Below are 15395 nucleotides of genomic sequence, written 5' to 3' on the forward strand. Positions count from 1 at the left end.
CGGCTCCACCGTCCCTCAATGATCCCTCGCACTGCTTTCCCGGCTGAAGGTGGGCCAGAAAAGCGAAAAACCCCTCGCGGGTGCGAGAGGTCTGCGCGCGGGTCGAGAGACGACGGTGATCGCCCGTACCTGGTCGTACGAGGCGGTCACTGCGGACCGGCGCGCCTGCTGCCAATAATCGTGGCGAACGAGAACACGGGGGCAGTCTGGCACAGACCGCCCCCGCCCTCACCGTCCGTCTCATGATGCGAACAGTGTGCTGTTCGGCCCAGGCACCGGCTCGGCTGTCAGCCCAGGTGCCGTACGAACACGTCGGACGTGCCGTTGGTGTCGCCGGGCACCAGGTCGCCGGCGTCGGAAGTGAACACGACGGCCCGTCCATGCCGGGTGACGGAGCCCGGGACGGCGGTCGAGCCGGGCGGGGCGACGGTGTGCCGCGTGCCCGTCCCGGAGTCGAGCAGGACGAGCCCGGTGTCCTCGGCGAGCACGACGTACCGGAGCGAGAAGTCGGCGGCGTCGGCGCTCCCGGCGGCGATCGACCGCACCCGCCCGGTGCGCAGATCCCGCACGTACACGCCCGAAGTCCCGTCCTCCGAGGTGGAGTTGAACAGCACACGGCGGCCGTCGGCGGAGATCTGGACGAGACCCGTCGCGCCTCCCGTGTCGATCCTGGTCGTGACCCCCGAGGCACGGTCCTCGGCGTAGACGTGGACGGTCGTCGCCCGGTCGGTGCGGACGAGGACGCCGTACGCGACGGTGCGGCCGTCGGCGCTGAGCGAGGCGCCCGTGATCATGCCCTCGGGCGGGACCGGCGAGATCTGGTCGTCGGTGCCGGCGGCCAGGTCGCGGACGTAGAGGACGCGGGCGTACTGGTCCCCGTGCCGATTGCCGATCGTGTACGCCACCTGCCGGCCGTCGGCGCTGATCGCCGCGGCCTCGCCCAGCTCGTAGAAGGCGGTGTCGGGCGGCTGCGCGGGCCACAGCTGCCGGGTCTCGCCGGTCGCGCGGTCGTAGACGTACGGCTTCGGGTAGCGGTCGCCGTTCGAGTACGCGACACGGCGGCCGTTCGCGCTCAGCATCGGGTGGGTCGTGTACTGAAGGTCCTCGGGGACCTGGGTCAGCGCGCCGGTGCGCAGGTCCTTGACGTGGAGGCTGGTGTTGTAGCCGCCCGTGGGGTCCGCGGTCGCGAAGAGGACGTGCCGCCCGTCGGCGCCGACCGTGCCGCCGTACGACGCGGACGGCAGCTGGACACCTCCGCCGTCGGTGCTGACCCGGGCGGTGCCGGCGGGCGCGGCCTGCGCCGGGCCGACCGTCAGGGGGAGCGCCCCGGCCAGGGCGGCGCCGAGGAGCAGTCGTCTCCTCACTTCGCCTCCAGGTGTCGTACGAAGATGTCGGCGACGCCGTTCGTGTCGCGCCGGACGAGGTTCGTGGCCGTGGAGGAGAAGGCGGCGGTGCTGCCGTCCGCGTCCAGGGCCACGGCGTCCGAGGGGCCGTCGGCGGCGCCGGTCACCTGCTGGACCGCCCCGGTGCGCAGGTCCTTGACGAAGATGTCGGCGACGCCGTCCGTGTCGCCGGGGACGAGGTTCGTGGCGCTCGAACCGAACGCCGCGTACCGGCCGTCGGCGCTCAGGCTCACGCCGTAGCTGGCCCCGTCGCCCTGGGTGCCGTCGGCCGCGGTGCTGAGGCGGACGGTGGTCTGCTTGGCCCGGTCGAAGAGGAACACGTCGGTCGTCTTGTCGGTGTCGCCGGGGACGAGGCTGTCGACGTTGGAGGAGAAGGCGACGAGGCGGGTGTTCGCGCTGATGGACGGCCCGAACGAACTGCTCTTGTAGACGAAGCGGGTGGGGATGCTGATCTGCTCGGTGACGCCCTTGACCCGGTCGCGGACGTACACGTTCTGGGCGTGGGTCCAGTCGTGCGCCGGGTCCAGGTGGGCCGCGGTCGTGAACGCCACATAGCGGCCGTCCGTGCCCAGCGCGGGCTGGAGCGCGTCACCGTCGCCCTGGGCACCACTGGTGGTGAACTGGACCAGTTCGTCACGGCCGGTCCTGCGGTCGTGGACGACCACGTCCTCCCGGCCGTTGGTGTCGCCGGGCACGGTGTCCGGGGACGCGGTGACGTAGGCGACGTAGCGGCCGTTCCCGCTGATGGTGGGCGCGCTGTTGAGGTGGGGCGCCGGGGTGGACGGCGCGTGGCCGTGGCTGACGCGTTCGGTGCGGCCGGTCCGCAGGTCGCGGAGGTAGATGTCGTCGGCGCCGTTCGTGTCGCCCTTCGCAAGCGCGGCCGGAGTGACGAAGACGAGGTACCTGCCGTCCGCGCTGAACGCCGACCGGTCCACGATCGGTCCCTGCGCGACGCGCACGGTACGGCCGGTGCGCAGATCGCGGACGAAGAGGTCGGTAACGCCGTTCCGGTCGCCCGGGACGAGGTTGGTCGCGGCCGAGGCGAACGCCACATAGCGGCCGTCGGCGCTGATCGCGGGCGCGGTGGAGGCGCCGTCGGCCTGGCTGCCGCGGGCGCCGGTGCTGATCCGCTCCAGGCGGGGCGCGTGCGGTGCCGAGAGCGCCGGGGCGGCGGCGCCCAGCGCGAGGAGCAGCGCGGCTCCCACGGAAATGCTTGAGGTGCGTGTGGACATGAACATGGTTCCCCCCGAAACCTTGTCTTTCCCCCGGTCCCGCACCGGGGACTCACCAGGATGCAAGCGCACCGGGCACCCCGGGTCAATGCGCTCGTCTGCGTACAACCCGGGCGCACCTTCAGGCGTCCGCGAGAAGCCCTTCCTCCACGAACTCCCTTACGTGGCCGAGAACTTGTGCCCGGTCCGTGCCGCGCAGGCCGATCGCGACGTGGATGGAGAAGCCGTCTAGGAGGGCGCGGAGGCGGGTGGCGAAGCGGTCGGGGTCGACGGGGCGGAACTCGCCGCGCGAGATGCCCTCCGCGATGAGGGCGACGAGGTCGCGGTGCCAGACGCCCTCGATGGCGGCCTGGCGGTCGCGGGCCTCGTCGTCGGCGTTCTGCGAGCGGTTCCAGACCTCCAGCCAGAGCGTCCAGTGCGGGTCGCGGTGACCGTCGGGGACGTACAGGTCGACGTAGGCGTCCAGGCGTCGGCGCGCGGAGACCGTACGGGTCAGCAGGCGTCCGCGTTCCGCGCCGAGCCTGCCCTCGCTCCATTCCAGGGTCCGCAGGAGCAGTTCGTCCTTGGAGCGGAAGTAGTAGAGGAGATGACCGCTGCTCATGCCGACCTCGCGGCCGAGCGCCGCCATGGTGAGCTGTTCCAGGCCGCGTTCGGCGATCATGCGCATGGCTGCGGCGAGGACCTCCTCGCGCGGCGGCGCGTTCTTCCGCGCACCGGCCATCGCCCGACTCCCTCTCCCTCGGTCCTCAGACCTTCGGCTGCTGTTGTGTGACGCAGTGGATACCGCCACCGCCCGCGAAGATCGTACGGGCGTCCACCAGCGTCACCGTCCGCTCAGGGAAGAGGCCCCGGAAGATACCGGCCGCGATCTCGTCCTGCGGGTCGTCGAAGGCGCAGAGCACGACCCCGCCGTTGCAGAGGTAGTGGTTGATGTAGGAGTAGTCGACCCAGTGGCCGTCGGCCTCCAGCACTGTCGGCGCCGGAACCTCCACGACCTCCAACGGGCGGCCCTTCGCGTCGGTCTCGGCCCTCAGCAGCGCCAGGTACTCCTGGGAGCGGGCGTGGTCCGGGTGGGCCGGGTCGCGCTGGCTGTGGACCAGTACGGTGCCGGGGCGGGCGAAGGCCGCGACGATGTCGACGTGACCCTGGGTGCCGTAGACGCCGTAGTCACCGGTCAGGCCGTGCGGGAGCCAGATCGCCTTTGTGGTACCGAGGTTGGCGTGGATCTCCGCCTCGACCTGCTCGCGCGCCCAGCCGGGGTTGCGAGCGGCGCCGAGCTGGACCGTCTCGGTGAGCAGGACCGTGCCCTCGCCGTCGACGTGGATCGCGCCGCCCTCGTTGACGAGCGTGCTGCTCAGGGCCGGCACACCAGCCAAGTCCGCGACATGGCGCGCGACCTTGGAGTCGTGCTCCCAGCGGGCCCAGTCCTGGGCGCCCCAGCCGTTGAACGTCCAGTCCACGGCGGCCAGTCGAGAGCCGTCGGTGACGAACGTGGGGCCGATGTCCCGCATCCAGGCGTCGTCGAGGTCGCGCTCGACCAACTCGACGTCCGGGCCCAGCAGTTCACGCGCCGACCCGCCCTGGCCCGGACCGTGCACCATCGTCACCGGTTCGAAGCGGCGTACGGCACGGGCCACGGACGCCCAGGCGGCGCGGGCCTCCGTCAGCTCCTCCTCGGTGGCGAAGGTGGGGTTGGGTCCGGGCCAGGCCATCCAGGTGCGCTCGTGCGGGGCCCACTCGGGGGGCATGCGATAGGTCATGGGGAACTCCGGGGGGCCTAGAGGAAGTAGAAGCGGTTGAGGGAGACGGACTCGGCCGGCTCGGAGCGGATCGGCTCGCCGTCCAGGGTGACCAGACCGGTGCGCTGGTCGACGTCGACCGCTCCGGTACGGGAGTTGAGGCGCAGGTCGGCGGGGCCGATGCCGCGCGTGCCGCGAACTGCCACGCGTCGGCGCCGAGTCGGCATGGAGTCACCGCCCTGGTCCAGGGCGGCCTGTGCGACGAACGCCACGGAGATGTCGGCGGGGGTGCTGCCGTGGGCGCCGAACTGCGGTCCCAGGACGAGGGGTTCGCAGGTGTCGGTCGCCGCGTTCGGATCGCCGACCACGCCGTACGCCGGGAAGCCGGACTTCAGCACCAGCTGCGGTTTCGCGCCGAAGTACTCGGGCCGCCACAGCACGATGTCGGCGAGCTTGCCGACCTCCAGCGACCCCACCTCGTGCGAAAGACCGTGCGCGATCGCGGGGTTGATGGTCAGCTTGGCGATGTAGCGCAGGACGCGCTCATTGTCGTGATCAGAGGATGGCGCACCGAACTCCGCCTTCATCTTCCCGGCCATCGCGAACGTACGGCGGACCGTCTCCCCCGCCCTGCCCATGCCCTGCGCGTCGGACGAGGTGATGCCGATCGCGCCCAGGTCGTGCAGCACGTCCTCGGCGCCCATCGTCCCGGCGCGGATACGGTCGCGGGCCATCGCGGCGTCGCCGGGCAGGTCGGTCTTCAGGTCGTGGACGGAGACGATCATGCCGTAGTGCTCGGCGACAGCGTCCCGGCCGAAGGGGAGGGTGGGGTTGGTGGAGGAGCCGATGACGTTCGGAACTCCCGCCATTTTCAACACATTTGGTACGTGTCCGCCGCCGCAGCCCTCGATGTGGAAGGCGTGGATCGTGCGGCCCTCCAGCACGCGCAGGGTGTCCTCGACGGACAGGCACTCGTTCAACCCGTCGCTGTGCAGGGCGACTTGGACGTCGTGCTCCTCGGCGACCCGCAACGCGGTGTCCAGCGCGCGGGTGTGGGCGCCCATGTCCTCGTGCACCTTGAAGCCGGACGCGCCCCCTTCGGCCAGCGCCTCAACGAGCGGGGCCGCGTCGGACGACGAACCCCGGCCCAGGAAGCCGATGTTGACCGGCCAGGCGTCGAAGGCGTTGAAGGCGTGCCTCAGTGCCCAGGGCGAGTTGACTCCGACGCCCCACACCGGGCCGAACTCCTGCCCGATGATCGTGGTGACCCCGGAGGCGAGGGAGGCCTCCATGATCCGCGGCGACAGCAGATGGACATGGGTGTCGACGGCACCGGCGGTGGCGATGAGCCCCTCGCCGGAGACGATGGACGTACCGGTGCCGACGACGACGTCGACCCCGTCCAGGGTGTCGGGGTTGCCGGCCCGCCCGATCGAGCAGATCCGTCCTTCCCTGATCCCGATGGACACCTTCCGGACACCCTGCACGGCGTCGATCACGACCACATTGCTGACGACCACATCGCAGGTCTCGCGCACGGCGGCGGCCTTGAGGTGCAGTCCGTCGCGGGCCGTCTTGCCGAAGCCGGCGAGGAACTCGTCGCCGTAGCGCTGCGCGTCGGACTCCACGCGGATCGTCAGGCCCGAGTCGCCGAGGCGGACGCGGTCGCCGGCGCGGGGGCCGTGGGTGGCGGCGTACTCGTACGGGTTCACAGCTCGACTCCCAGGTAGCCGCAGGCGGTTGCCCGGCGCAGGGCTTCTTCCTTCGCGCCCGGCGCGTCCAGCGGCCCGTCGACCAGCCCGGCGAAGCCGATCGCGATCCGCTCGCCGCCGATCGGCAGCAGGCCCACCTCGGCGCTCTCGCCAGGGCCGAAGCGGACGGACGACCCGGCGGGTACGGCGAGCCGCATGCCGTAGGCCTCGGCGCGCGGGAAGTCGAGGCGCGGGTTGGCCTCGAAGAAGTGGAAGTGGGAGGTCACCGAGACGGGGACGGTCGCGGTGTTGGTGACGGTGACCCGGACGACCGCCTCGGGCTCGGCGTGCGCGGGGCCGGGGAGGAGCGCGCCCGGGGCCTCGCCCCCGAGTCCCCCGCCGATGGGATCGGAGACGACCGCGAGCCGCGAACCGTCGTCGAAGACGGCCTCGACATGCACCTCGGTGACGACATCGGCGACGCCCGGCAGGACGTCGTCGGGCCCCAGCACCGACCGGCCACGCTCGATCGCGAGAGCGAGCCTGAGGCCGTCCCGAGCCGCCTCGCACACCGTGTCCGCGATCAGCGCGGTCGCCTCCGGCACATTGAGCCGGAGCCCGCGTGCCTTGCGGGCACGGGCCAGCTCGGCGGCACCGAAGAGCAGCAGGCGGTCGCGTTCGGTGGGGGTGAGCCGCATGGGGGTCGTCCCTTCGTTTAGAGCAGCACTCTAAACTCGGGGTGCGGAAAAAGGAAACAGGTCCGTTTGAAGTGCTTAGATGCCTGCGATGTCAGCTTGTGCGGTGCTCTAGCCAGGGCAGCCCCGGCAGGAACTCGCTCGCCCCGAACGCCGGCCTCAGGTCCGTGAACCACGTCGCCGTCTCGTCGTAGGCCGCGAAGAACGGGCGGTCCACGAGGTCCGGGTTCCGGGCCTGGATCAGATGGAGGACGAAGACCTTTTCGCCGGCCACCTCGGCGACGCCGTCGACGCAGACCTTCCCGGGCATCGCGGACATGACCGGGCCGCGGACCGTGCGGGCCAGGCCGGAGACGCGGGCGTAGGCGTCGCGGAAGATCTGGTGGCCGCGGGCGAGCGGGACGCCGAAGTAGCCCTGGGGGCCGGTGTCGCGTTCCACGAACTGGTAGTACGGCACGGCGCCGAGCGTGGTCGTCTCGTCCCACAGTTCGGCCCAGGCCTCGGCGCTGTCGTTGATGCCGGCCACCAGCGGGCCCTGACAGCGGATCACCGCGCCCGTGCCGCGTACCCGGCGCATCGCCTCCCGTACGACCGGCGGGCGCAGCTCCTGCGGGTGGGTGAAGTGGGCCATCAGGGCGAGGTGACGGCCGCTCGCCACCACCTTCTCGAAGAGGCGCAGCAGGTCGTCGGCGTCGCGGTCGGTCGTGAAGCGGTACGGCCAGAACGCGAGGGACTTGGTGCCGATGCGGACCGAGCGGATCGTGTCGATGTCGAGGAGGGGGTCGACGTAGCGGCTCAGGACCTCGGTGCTCATGACCAGCGGGTCGCCGCCCGTGATGAGCGTGCTGGTGACCTCCGGGTGGGCGCGGAGGTACGCGGACGTGGTCGCGATGTCGTCGGTGGCGATGCGGAGTTCGGACTCGCCGACGAACTGGGGCCAACGGAAGCAGTACGTGCAGTAGGCGTGGCAGGTCTGGCCCTGGCGCGGGAAGACCAGCACTGTTTCCGGGTACTTGTGCTGAAGGCCCTCCAGCCGCTCGCCCTCGTGCACGGGCACGTTGGCGTCGAGCTGGCCCGAGGGGTGCGGGTTGAGCCGCATCCGGATCTCGTGGGCCGTGCGCAGGACCTCGGCCTTCGGCGCCTCCTGGGAGAGGAGGTCGGCCATCTGCTTGAGGTCGGGTTCGGGCAGCATCCCGGCCTGCGGGAACGTCAGCCGGAAGATCGGGTCGTCCGGGACCGCCGACCAGTCGATCAGCTCGTCGACGACGTAGCTGTTCGTGCGGAAGGGCAGGACCGAGGAGACGGCGCGGAGGGCGTGCCGTTCGGTGGCCGGGAGGGACACGCGCTGAAGCAGTCCGTCCAGGTCACGGGGCGTGAAGGCGCGAAAGCGGGGGTGGTGCGCTGAGCTCATGTGTGCCGGGGCCCTCTTATTCCGTGACCAGGACCGTAGGCGGCCGCAGTTCCACGAAGGCCGCCGCCTGCGCATCGTACTTCTCCGTGAAGTGGTGGATGAGCCGCCCGTGCAGCTCGCTGCGGTCGTCGACCACCATGACCTCGTACGCCTCGCCCGGGCCCAGCACCCCGCTGTGGGCGGAGAGTTGGTCGAGGCGGCGGCGCGCCAGGTAGGTGACGAGGTCGGGGGCCTCGACGTACAGGCGGTCCTCGACGTAGACGAAGCGGCAGCTGAACTCCCGCCGCCCGTCGGCCGCGTCGACCAGGGTCACCGGCAGATGGGTGAAGCGGTCCATCGGTTTGCCCTGCTGCCACAGCTCGTCGAAGCGCTGCTCGACGAAGGTGCCGAGCGGGGAGCGGACGGCGACCTCCAACTGGACGCCCTCGCCGGAGAGTCGGCCGACGGTGAGGAAGGAGACGAGACAGCGCTCGTCCCAGCGGTAGAGGGTGACACCGGGGGAGGTCGAACAGAGCCGTACCTCCAGCAGCGTCCTGGAGTGCTCGTCGAGCCGCTGCGCGAACCGGTCCAGGGTGCGCAGGTTGCGCATGATGTCGCGGCGGATGTCGGCGCTCTGCTCGCCGAGTTCGCGCCCGCGCAGGATCACCGCGAGGGAGTCGGGGTCCAGGAGCAGGATCTGCACCCGGGCGCCGTGTGCGGTGGCCGAGCGGACACCGCGGAAGAGGCGCTCGGAGAACTGCGGGCCGAAGAGGTTGGAGAAGGTGTCGAGGACCTTCACGTTGGACGTGGAGCCGTACACCTGCGCGGCGAACCACTCGTAGTCGAGCCGGGTGTGTTCGCGGACCCGGCCCTCCTGGGCGCGGGAGATCAGCGGGCCGATCACGAAGACGGTGACGACCACGCCGACCAGGTCGGTGCCCAGGTTGAGGGAGAGGTTCTCGGCGTAGCTGTCCATCGTGCCGGCCCGCCAGAGCAGGAGTCCGGCGACGGCGGCGAGCAGCGCGAGCACCGTGAGGCTCTGCGGGCGGCGCGGGGTGCGTAACGCGCGCAGCAGCCAGCGCAGCCGCGGTATCGGCCCACCACTCACCGCGTCCCCTCCCCCGTGTTCCCGTCTCCTGCGGAATCAGTGGATACCCGCACGGGGGAGGCGATACGCGTCGAACCGGTGTCCGGCCGCCGGGCTCAGCCCAGGGGGTGCATCCAGCCGTGCTTGTCGACCACGTCACCGCGCTGGATGTCGAGCAGCGCGCCGCGCAGGCGCAGGGTGACCTCGCCGGGCTCGCCGCCCGACTGCTGCCACTCGGCGCCGGTGCGCTTGACCGTGCCGACCGGGGTGATGACCGCGGCCGTGCCGCAGGCGAAGACCTCGGTCAGCGTGCCGTTCTCCGAGTCGCGCTGCCACTGGTCGATGGAGATACGGCCCTCCTCCGGCTCGTAGCCGAGGTCGCGGGCGAGGGTGAGGAGGGAGTCGCGGGTGACGCCCTCCAGGATGGAGCCGGTGAGGGTCGGGGTGACGATCCTGTTGCCGTACACGAAGTACAGGTTCATGCCGCCGAGTTCCTCGACCCACGTGCGCTCGACCGCGTCGAGGTAGCAGACCTGGGCGCAGCCCTGCTCGGCGGCCTCGGCCTGGGCGAGGAGGGAGGCGGCGTAGTTGCCGCCGGTCTTGGCGTCGCCCATGCCGCCGGGGACGGCGCGGACGTGGTCCTCGGAGACCCAGATGGAGACGGGCTTCACACCGCCGGGGAAGTAGGCGCCGGCCGGGGAGGCGATGACGAGGAAGAGGTACTCGTTGGCGGGCTTCACGCCCAGGCCGACCTCGGTCGCGATCATGAACGGGCGCAGGTACAGGGACTCCTCGCCGCCGTGCGCCGGGACCCAGTCGCGGTCCTGCTGGACCAGCACGTCACAGGCCTCGATGAACGTCTCGACCGGCAGCTCGGGCATCCCGAGGCGGCGGGCGGAGGTCTGGAAGCGGCGGGCGTTCTTCTCGGGGCGGAAGGTGGCCACCGAGCCATCGGCCTGGCGGTAGGCCTTGAGGCCCTCGAAGATCTCCTGCGCGTAGTGCAGGGTCATGTTCGCGGGGTCGAGGGAGAGCGGGCCGTACGGCACGAGCTGGCCGTCGTGCCAGCCGCGGCCCTCGGTCCACTTGATCGTCACCATGTGATCGGTGAAGTGGCGGCCGAACCCGGGGTTCGCCAGAATCGCGTCGCGCTCGGCGGCGGAAAGTGGCGAGGCCGAGGGCTTGAGCTCGATCGTGGGCGTCGTCATGAGTGGTTGTCCTTCACCGGTTGTGTGTGACGGGCCGCGCTCACGCCCTCGACTGCCAGTGGCCAGTGTTAGGACGTCCGAGCATTCCCTCATTCCGCGGCTCCGCGTTCGATTATCGCGCGTGGTGGACCGTGGACGAAAACGGCGTGAATGCGACCCAGGGATGATGGTGGCACCCGGCGGGGACGTAAGAAAAGCCGCCGGGTGCATGTGCGACCCGGCGGCTTCGAAATACTGCGAGAGATTTCTAGTGGTGCGGCGGGTCAGCCGGCTACTCGTACGGCGAGCGCGTCGCCGATCTCGGTGGTGCTGCGCGCGGGCTTGCCGGTGCGCTCCGCGAGGTCGGCGGAGACGGCCTCCTCGATGCGCACGGCCTCGGCCTCGTAGCCGAGGTGGCGCAGCAGGAGGGCGACGGACAGGACCGTGGCGGTGGGGTCGGCCTTGCCCTGGCCCGCGATGTCCGGGGCCGAGCCGTGCACGGGCTCGAACATCGAGGGGAACTCGCCGGACGGGTTGATGTTCCCGCTCGCGGCGACGCCGATGCCGCCGGAGACGGCCGCGGCGAGGTCGGTGATGATGTCGCCGAAGAGGTTGTCGGTGACGATCACGTCGAAGCGGGCCGGGTCGGTGACGAGGTAGATCGTCGCCGCGTCGACGTGGATGTAGTCGGTGGTGACCTCGGGGAACTCGGCCGCGACCTTGTTGAAGACGTTCGTCCACAGGTGGCCCGCGAAGGTCAGCACGTTGTTCTTGTGGACCAGCGTGAGCTTCTTGCGCGGACGGGCCTGGGCGCGGGCGAAGGCGTCCCGGACGACCCGCTCGACACCGAACGCGGTGTTGACGGAGACCTCGGTGGCGACCTCGTGCTCGGTGCCCTTGCGGATGGTGCCGCCGTTGCCGGTGTACGGGCCCTCGGTGCCCTCGCGGACCACGACGAAGTCGATCTCCGGCTCACCGGCGAGAGGGGTCGCCACACCCGGGAGCAGCTTGCTCGGCCGCAGGTTGACGTGGTGGTCGAAGGCGAAGCGGAGCTTCAGCAGGAAACCGCGCTCAAGGACCCCGGACGGAACACTCGGGTCACCGATCGCGCCCAGCAGGATCGCGTCGTGCGGCTTCAGCGCGGCCAGGTCGGCGTCGGTGAGGGTCTCACCGGTCGCGTGGTAGCGGCGGGCGCCGAAGTCGAACTCCTTGGTCTCCAGCTTCACGTCCTGCGGAAGGACGGCGGAGAGGACCTTGAGACCTTCGGCCACGACTTCCTGACCGATGCCGTCACCGGGGATCACTGCGAGATCGATGCTGCGAGACATGCCCGACACCGTACTCCGCGTCCCATGGGATGACACCGGGTGTCCATGATGCGGACGCGCCTCGGCCACCGGCGTCGGCCGTTCGACGTACGTTCACCCTTACGCATGGCGCCCGTTGGACTTGTGGGGGAGCTTCATCGACATGGAGACACCTGACGTCGGCATCCCGGAGCACCTCGCGGTCCGGATGAGCATGGCCGAGCAGTACGAGTACCTGCGCACGAAGCTCACCAGGCGCCGCACGCTGGTGACGGCGGGCGCGGTGGCGGCGGGCGGGTTGCTCGCGGGGTGCGCCGGCAAGAGCGGCACCGACGCAAAGGCAGCGAACCCCGCCACCTCGAAGGTGCCCGGCGCGGTCGTCACCCCCTTCGGCCGCCATCTCGCCTTCGGCACCGACCCGAAGACGGAGATGCGGATCTCCTGGCAGGTGCCGTTCGCGGTCAAAAAGCCCTACGTACGCGTGGGGTCGAAGCCCGACGACCTCAGCCGGAAGATCACGGCCGAGATCCGCGACCTGCACACCCCGGGCCTGACCGGCGTCCGCCCCGCCGTGGAGCAGTACTACGTCCACGCGGCCCTGGACGGCCTCCACCCCGGCACGACGTACTACTACGGCGTCGGCCACGAGGGCTTCGACCCGGCCGCCCCGGCCCACCGCTCGACGATCGGTTCGTTCCGTACGGCGCCGGGGAGCCCGGAGAGGTTCGTGTTCACGGCCTTCGGCGACCAGGGCGTGAGCAACGCGGCCGCCGCCAACGACCATGTGATCCTGCGCGAGAACCCCGCGTTCCACCTGCACGCCGGTGACATCTGCTACGCCGACACCAACGGGCAGGGCAAGACGACGGACGGCTACGACCCGACGTACTGGGACCTCTTCCTCAAGCAGAACGAGGGCGTCTCCCGGACCGTCCCGTGGATGGTGACGACCGGCAACCACGACATGGAGGCCTGGTACTCCCCCGACGGCTACGGCGGCCAGCTCGCCCGCTGGTCCCTCCCGGACAACGGCTTCGACCCGTCGCACGCGCCGGGCGTGTACTCCTTCGTCTACGGCAACGTCGGCGTCGTGGCCCTCGACGCGAACGACGTGTCGTACGAGATCACCGCCAACCTCGGCTACACGGGCGGGAGGCAGACGAAGTGGCTGGACAGCAGGCTGCGGGACCTGCGGGCGGCCAGGGGGGTCGACTTCCTCGTCGTCTTCTTCCACCACTGCGCCTACTCGACCTCCGCGCACGCCTCGGACGGCGGGGTACGGGCGGAGTGGCTGCCGGTGTTCGCTCAGCACCAGGTGGACCTGGTGATCAACGGGCACAACCACGTGTACGAGCGGACCGACGCGATCAAGAACGGCGCGGTCGGCCGGGCGGTACCCATCGGCACGTCCACCGATCCGACGAAGGACGGGATCGTCTACGTCACGGCGGGCGGCGGCGGCCGGGATCTGTACGGCTTCCCGGCGGGCGTCAAGGAGAGCTACGAGGGGCACGTCACCCGGCACGGGACGGTCGACACCATGCAGTGGGCGAAGGGCCAGCACAGCCAGGCCGAGACGGTGGAGTGGTCACGGGTGCGCTACCGGGGCTTCTCCCTCCTCTCGGTCGAGGCGGAGAGCGGCAGCACGCCGAGGCTCAGGGTGTCGGCGCTGGACCAGAACGGCAGGCGCATCGACCACTTCGAGGTGCGGCGCGGTCGCTGAGACCGCGCCGCACCCCGTGCGGGCGCGGCTCCCGGCTTTTAAGTGGTGTTACTGCGGCTCAGTGGCCGGTCTCGCCGCCGTTGTCCCGGCGGTCGAGGGCGCGCTGGAGGGCGGCGGCGGCGTTCTTGCGCTCGGACTCGCTGGTGCGGGTCACGTGGCGGACGCGGCGGCGGACGGTCGTCTCGGCCATGGAGAATCGACTCCTTCGATGATTCCTGGAGTGCTGAAGGGGGTTACGAGACGCCGGAGGGGGCGGGGAGCCACGGACCACAGGGGTTGCCTGCGCGGTGTCCGGCTCACGACCGCCATTCGCTTGGTCTAGCGAGACGTTCGGCTTCTACAAAGCTAGGACAGGACCGCGCATCTGTCTCCACAATTACTCGGACTTCCTACTATCTGAGACGGTGAAACGAGTCACGCGGCGTTGACCTGCGGTTTCGCAGAACGCGGCGAGGCGTCAGAGCACGTCCCCGTCCCGCCAGTCGAAGAGGAGATCGGCGTCGAGGTCGAGGGGCCCGGCGAGCGCGGGGCGGACGTAGGTGCTGTCCTCCTCCTCGGGCAGATGGACGATGCCGTCCGGGCCGAGCGCGGAGATCTTGCCGCCCCACAGCCGCCAGCCGCGCGCGGTGTAGAGACGGGCGCCGTCGTCGCTGGCGCCGAGCAGGCCGACGTCGTAGGCGTGGTCGACGATCCGCTCCAGCTCGGCCATGATCCGGCCGCCGTGGCCCCGGCGCCGGGCGTCGGGCCGTACGCCGACCCCCTCGACGTATCCGACCCGCAGCCAGCGCCCCCGATAGCGCACCCGGCGCATGACGACCGAGCCGTGCGCGACGAGCCCGTCCTCGTCGGCGAGCAGGGCGTGGAGGCCGCCGAGGCCGTGCTCGAAGTCCTGGTCGGTGAGGTCACCGGCGAAGGCGGCGTCCAGCAGCGCGCGGGCGGCGCGGAGGTCGGCCGGGGTGAGGTCGGCCGTGTGGGCGGTGCGCATACGGATGGTCACGGGGTCAGTATCGGAGACGCGGGGGCGGGGCGTGAACGTCATCGCCGCATCGCTGTCATGAGCGCGTTGACGCTATGAGCGCGTTGAGGTCATGAGCGCATTTCGCTCAGCACCGCCTCACGGAACCCGTGCGGGTCCTCGACCCACGGATGGTGCCCGGCGCCCGCCAGGGTCACCCGCCGCACCCGGGGCAGCGCCCGCTCCAGCGAGTCGACGGCCGAACGGGGGCGGATGTCCCGCTCTCCGTCGACGATGAGCACGGGGAGGTCGAGAGCCTCGCAGGCGGCGTACAGGGCGGGGGTGCCGGCGGTCTGTCTCGCCTCGGCGTTCAGGGCTTGGTTGCAAGGGGAGTTGATGGGGAACCACGGGTCGGCCATCCGCTCCGCGTACTCGACCGCCCGCTTCCGGTCCACGAACTCGGCGGACCACTGGAGCACGGCCCGTTCACGGCTGTCGCCGGGCAACTCCCGCCAGCGGGCGAGCCGCCCGGGGTCTTCGCCGAGGCGGGCGAGGAGGTTCGCCTCGTAGGCGCCGTGCCAGTCGGTGTCCGGTCCGATGCCGGTGCCGCTGACGTAGACGAGCCCGGCGACCCGGTCCGGGTGGGCGAGCGCGTGGTGCAGGGCGAGCGAGGCGCCCCAGGAGTGGCCGAGCAGCACCGGCCGCTCCAGCACGAAGTGCCGTCGTACGGCGTCGAGATCGGCCACGAACCGTTCGGTGGTCCACGGGCCCGCGCACTGCCCGGACCGCCCGCAGCCGCGCTGGTCCCAACGGACCACCGCGGTAAGGGAGTCGAACATCCCGGCCACGTCCTCGGACATGTCCCAGAGTCCGGGTCCGCCGTGGCACAGCACCAGGGGCGGGGTGTTGGGCGTGCCACGGCCGGACCGGGAGGCCCACAGCCGTACTCCGTCGTCCGCCACAACCGCCGTTTCCTGCATACGGGTTGG

General features: G+C 70.9%; 14 protein-coding genes. 1 reads left to right on the forward strand and 13 read right to left on the reverse strand.

The window, feature by feature from the left end; all coding sequences use genetic code 11:
- Nucleotides 1-287 precede the first annotated feature (287 nt).
- The 10 genes from ACQHII_RS15210 to ACQHII_RS15255 form a co-directional block, all read right to left on the reverse strand.
- Nucleotides 288-1364, reverse strand: coding sequence for a hypothetical protein (locus ACQHII_RS15210; protein WP_427919811.1), 1077 nt, complete (start codon nucleotides 1362-1364; stop codon nucleotides 288-290).
- Entirely contained in the window at nucleotides 1361-2635 is a 1275-nt protein-coding gene (locus tag ACQHII_RS15215) for a TolB family protein (protein WP_427919812.1), read from the reverse strand. Before ACQHII_RS15215 ends, ACQHII_RS15210 begins: the two co-directional genes overlap by 4 nt.
- 121 nt (nucleotides 2636-2756) lie before the next feature.
- Nucleotides 2757-3356, reverse strand: coding sequence for a TetR/AcrR family transcriptional regulator (locus ACQHII_RS15220; RefSeq protein WP_427919813.1), 600 nt, complete (start codon nucleotides 3354-3356; stop codon nucleotides 2757-2759).
- A 25-nt stretch (nucleotides 3357-3381) separates the two neighbouring features.
- Nucleotides 3382-4395, reverse strand: a complete 1014-nt coding sequence (locus ACQHII_RS15225; protein WP_427919814.1) for an agmatine deiminase family protein — start codon at nucleotides 4393-4395, stop codon at nucleotides 3382-3384.
- Nucleotides 4396-4412: 17 nt separating this feature from the next.
- A complete protein-coding gene (locus ACQHII_RS15230) occupies nucleotides 4413-6110 on the reverse strand; it encodes an urease subunit alpha (RefSeq protein ID WP_427925314.1) in 1698 nt (565 codons plus the stop codon).
- Nucleotides 6083-6763: an urease subunit gamma gene (gene ureA / locus ACQHII_RS15235; protein ID WP_427919815.1), complete on the reverse strand. Its 681-nt coding sequence runs from the start codon at nucleotides 6761-6763 to the stop codon at nucleotides 6083-6085. The genes ACQHII_RS15230 and ureA overlap by 28 nt, the downstream gene beginning before the upstream one ends.
- A 91-nt stretch (nucleotides 6764-6854) precedes the next feature.
- Complete coding sequence (locus ACQHII_RS15240; RefSeq protein WP_427919816.1) at nucleotides 6855-8171, reverse strand: KamA family radical SAM protein; 1317 nt, start codon at nucleotides 8169-8171, stop codon at nucleotides 6855-6857.
- Nucleotides 8172-8187: 16 nt separating this feature from the next.
- Nucleotides 8188-9258: a hypothetical protein gene (locus ACQHII_RS15245; RefSeq protein ID WP_427919817.1), complete on the reverse strand. Its 1071-nt coding sequence runs from the start codon at nucleotides 9256-9258 to the stop codon at nucleotides 8188-8190.
- Between the two features lie 95 nt (nucleotides 9259-9353).
- Nucleotides 9354-10442, reverse strand: a complete 1089-nt coding sequence (locus ACQHII_RS15250) for a branched-chain amino acid aminotransferase (protein ID WP_427919818.1) — start codon at nucleotides 10440-10442, stop codon at nucleotides 9354-9356.
- 263 nt (nucleotides 10443-10705) lie between these two features.
- Nucleotides 10706-11749 carry a 3-isopropylmalate dehydrogenase gene (locus tag ACQHII_RS15255; RefSeq protein WP_399117121.1) on the reverse strand — a complete coding sequence of 348 codons (1044 nt, stop codon included), beginning with the start codon at nucleotides 11747-11749 and terminating at the stop codon, nucleotides 10706-10708.
- A gap of 142 nt (nucleotides 11750-11891) precedes the next feature.
- On the opposite strand from ACQHII_RS15255, the gene ACQHII_RS15260 reads away from it, so the two are divergent.
- Nucleotides 11892-13451 (forward strand): purple acid phosphatase family protein, encoded by a 1560-nt coding sequence (locus ACQHII_RS15260; RefSeq protein ID WP_427919819.1) that lies wholly within the window; start codon nucleotides 11892-11894, stop codon nucleotides 13449-13451.
- A 58-nt stretch (nucleotides 13452-13509) separates the two neighbouring features.
- Here ACQHII_RS15260 and ACQHII_RS15265 read toward each other — a convergent pair whose 3' ends face one another.
- The 3 genes from ACQHII_RS15265 to ACQHII_RS15275 all read right to left on the reverse strand — a co-directional run bounded on the left by ACQHII_RS15265 (nucleotide 13510) and on the right by ACQHII_RS15275 (nucleotide 15386).
- Nucleotides 13510-13641 carry a hypothetical protein gene (locus ACQHII_RS15265; RefSeq protein WP_019068673.1) on the reverse strand — a complete coding sequence of 44 codons (132 nt, stop codon included), beginning with the start codon at nucleotides 13639-13641 and terminating at the stop codon, nucleotides 13510-13512.
- Between the two features lie 267 nt (nucleotides 13642-13908).
- On the reverse strand, nucleotides 13909-14448 hold the full coding sequence (locus ACQHII_RS15270; protein ID WP_427919820.1) for a GNAT family N-acetyltransferase: 540 nt from the start codon (nucleotides 14446-14448) through the stop codon (nucleotides 13909-13911).
- Between the two features lie 89 nt (nucleotides 14449-14537).
- Complete coding sequence (locus ACQHII_RS15275) at nucleotides 14538-15386, reverse strand: alpha/beta fold hydrolase (protein WP_427925315.1); 849 nt, start codon at nucleotides 15384-15386, stop codon at nucleotides 14538-14540.
- Between the last annotated feature and the right edge of the window lie 9 nt (nucleotides 15387-15395).

The organism is Streptomyces sp. cg40, assembly GCF_050320165.1.
Lineage (GTDB): Bacteria > Actinomycetota > Actinomycetes > Streptomycetales > Streptomycetaceae > Streptomyces > Streptomyces hokutonensis.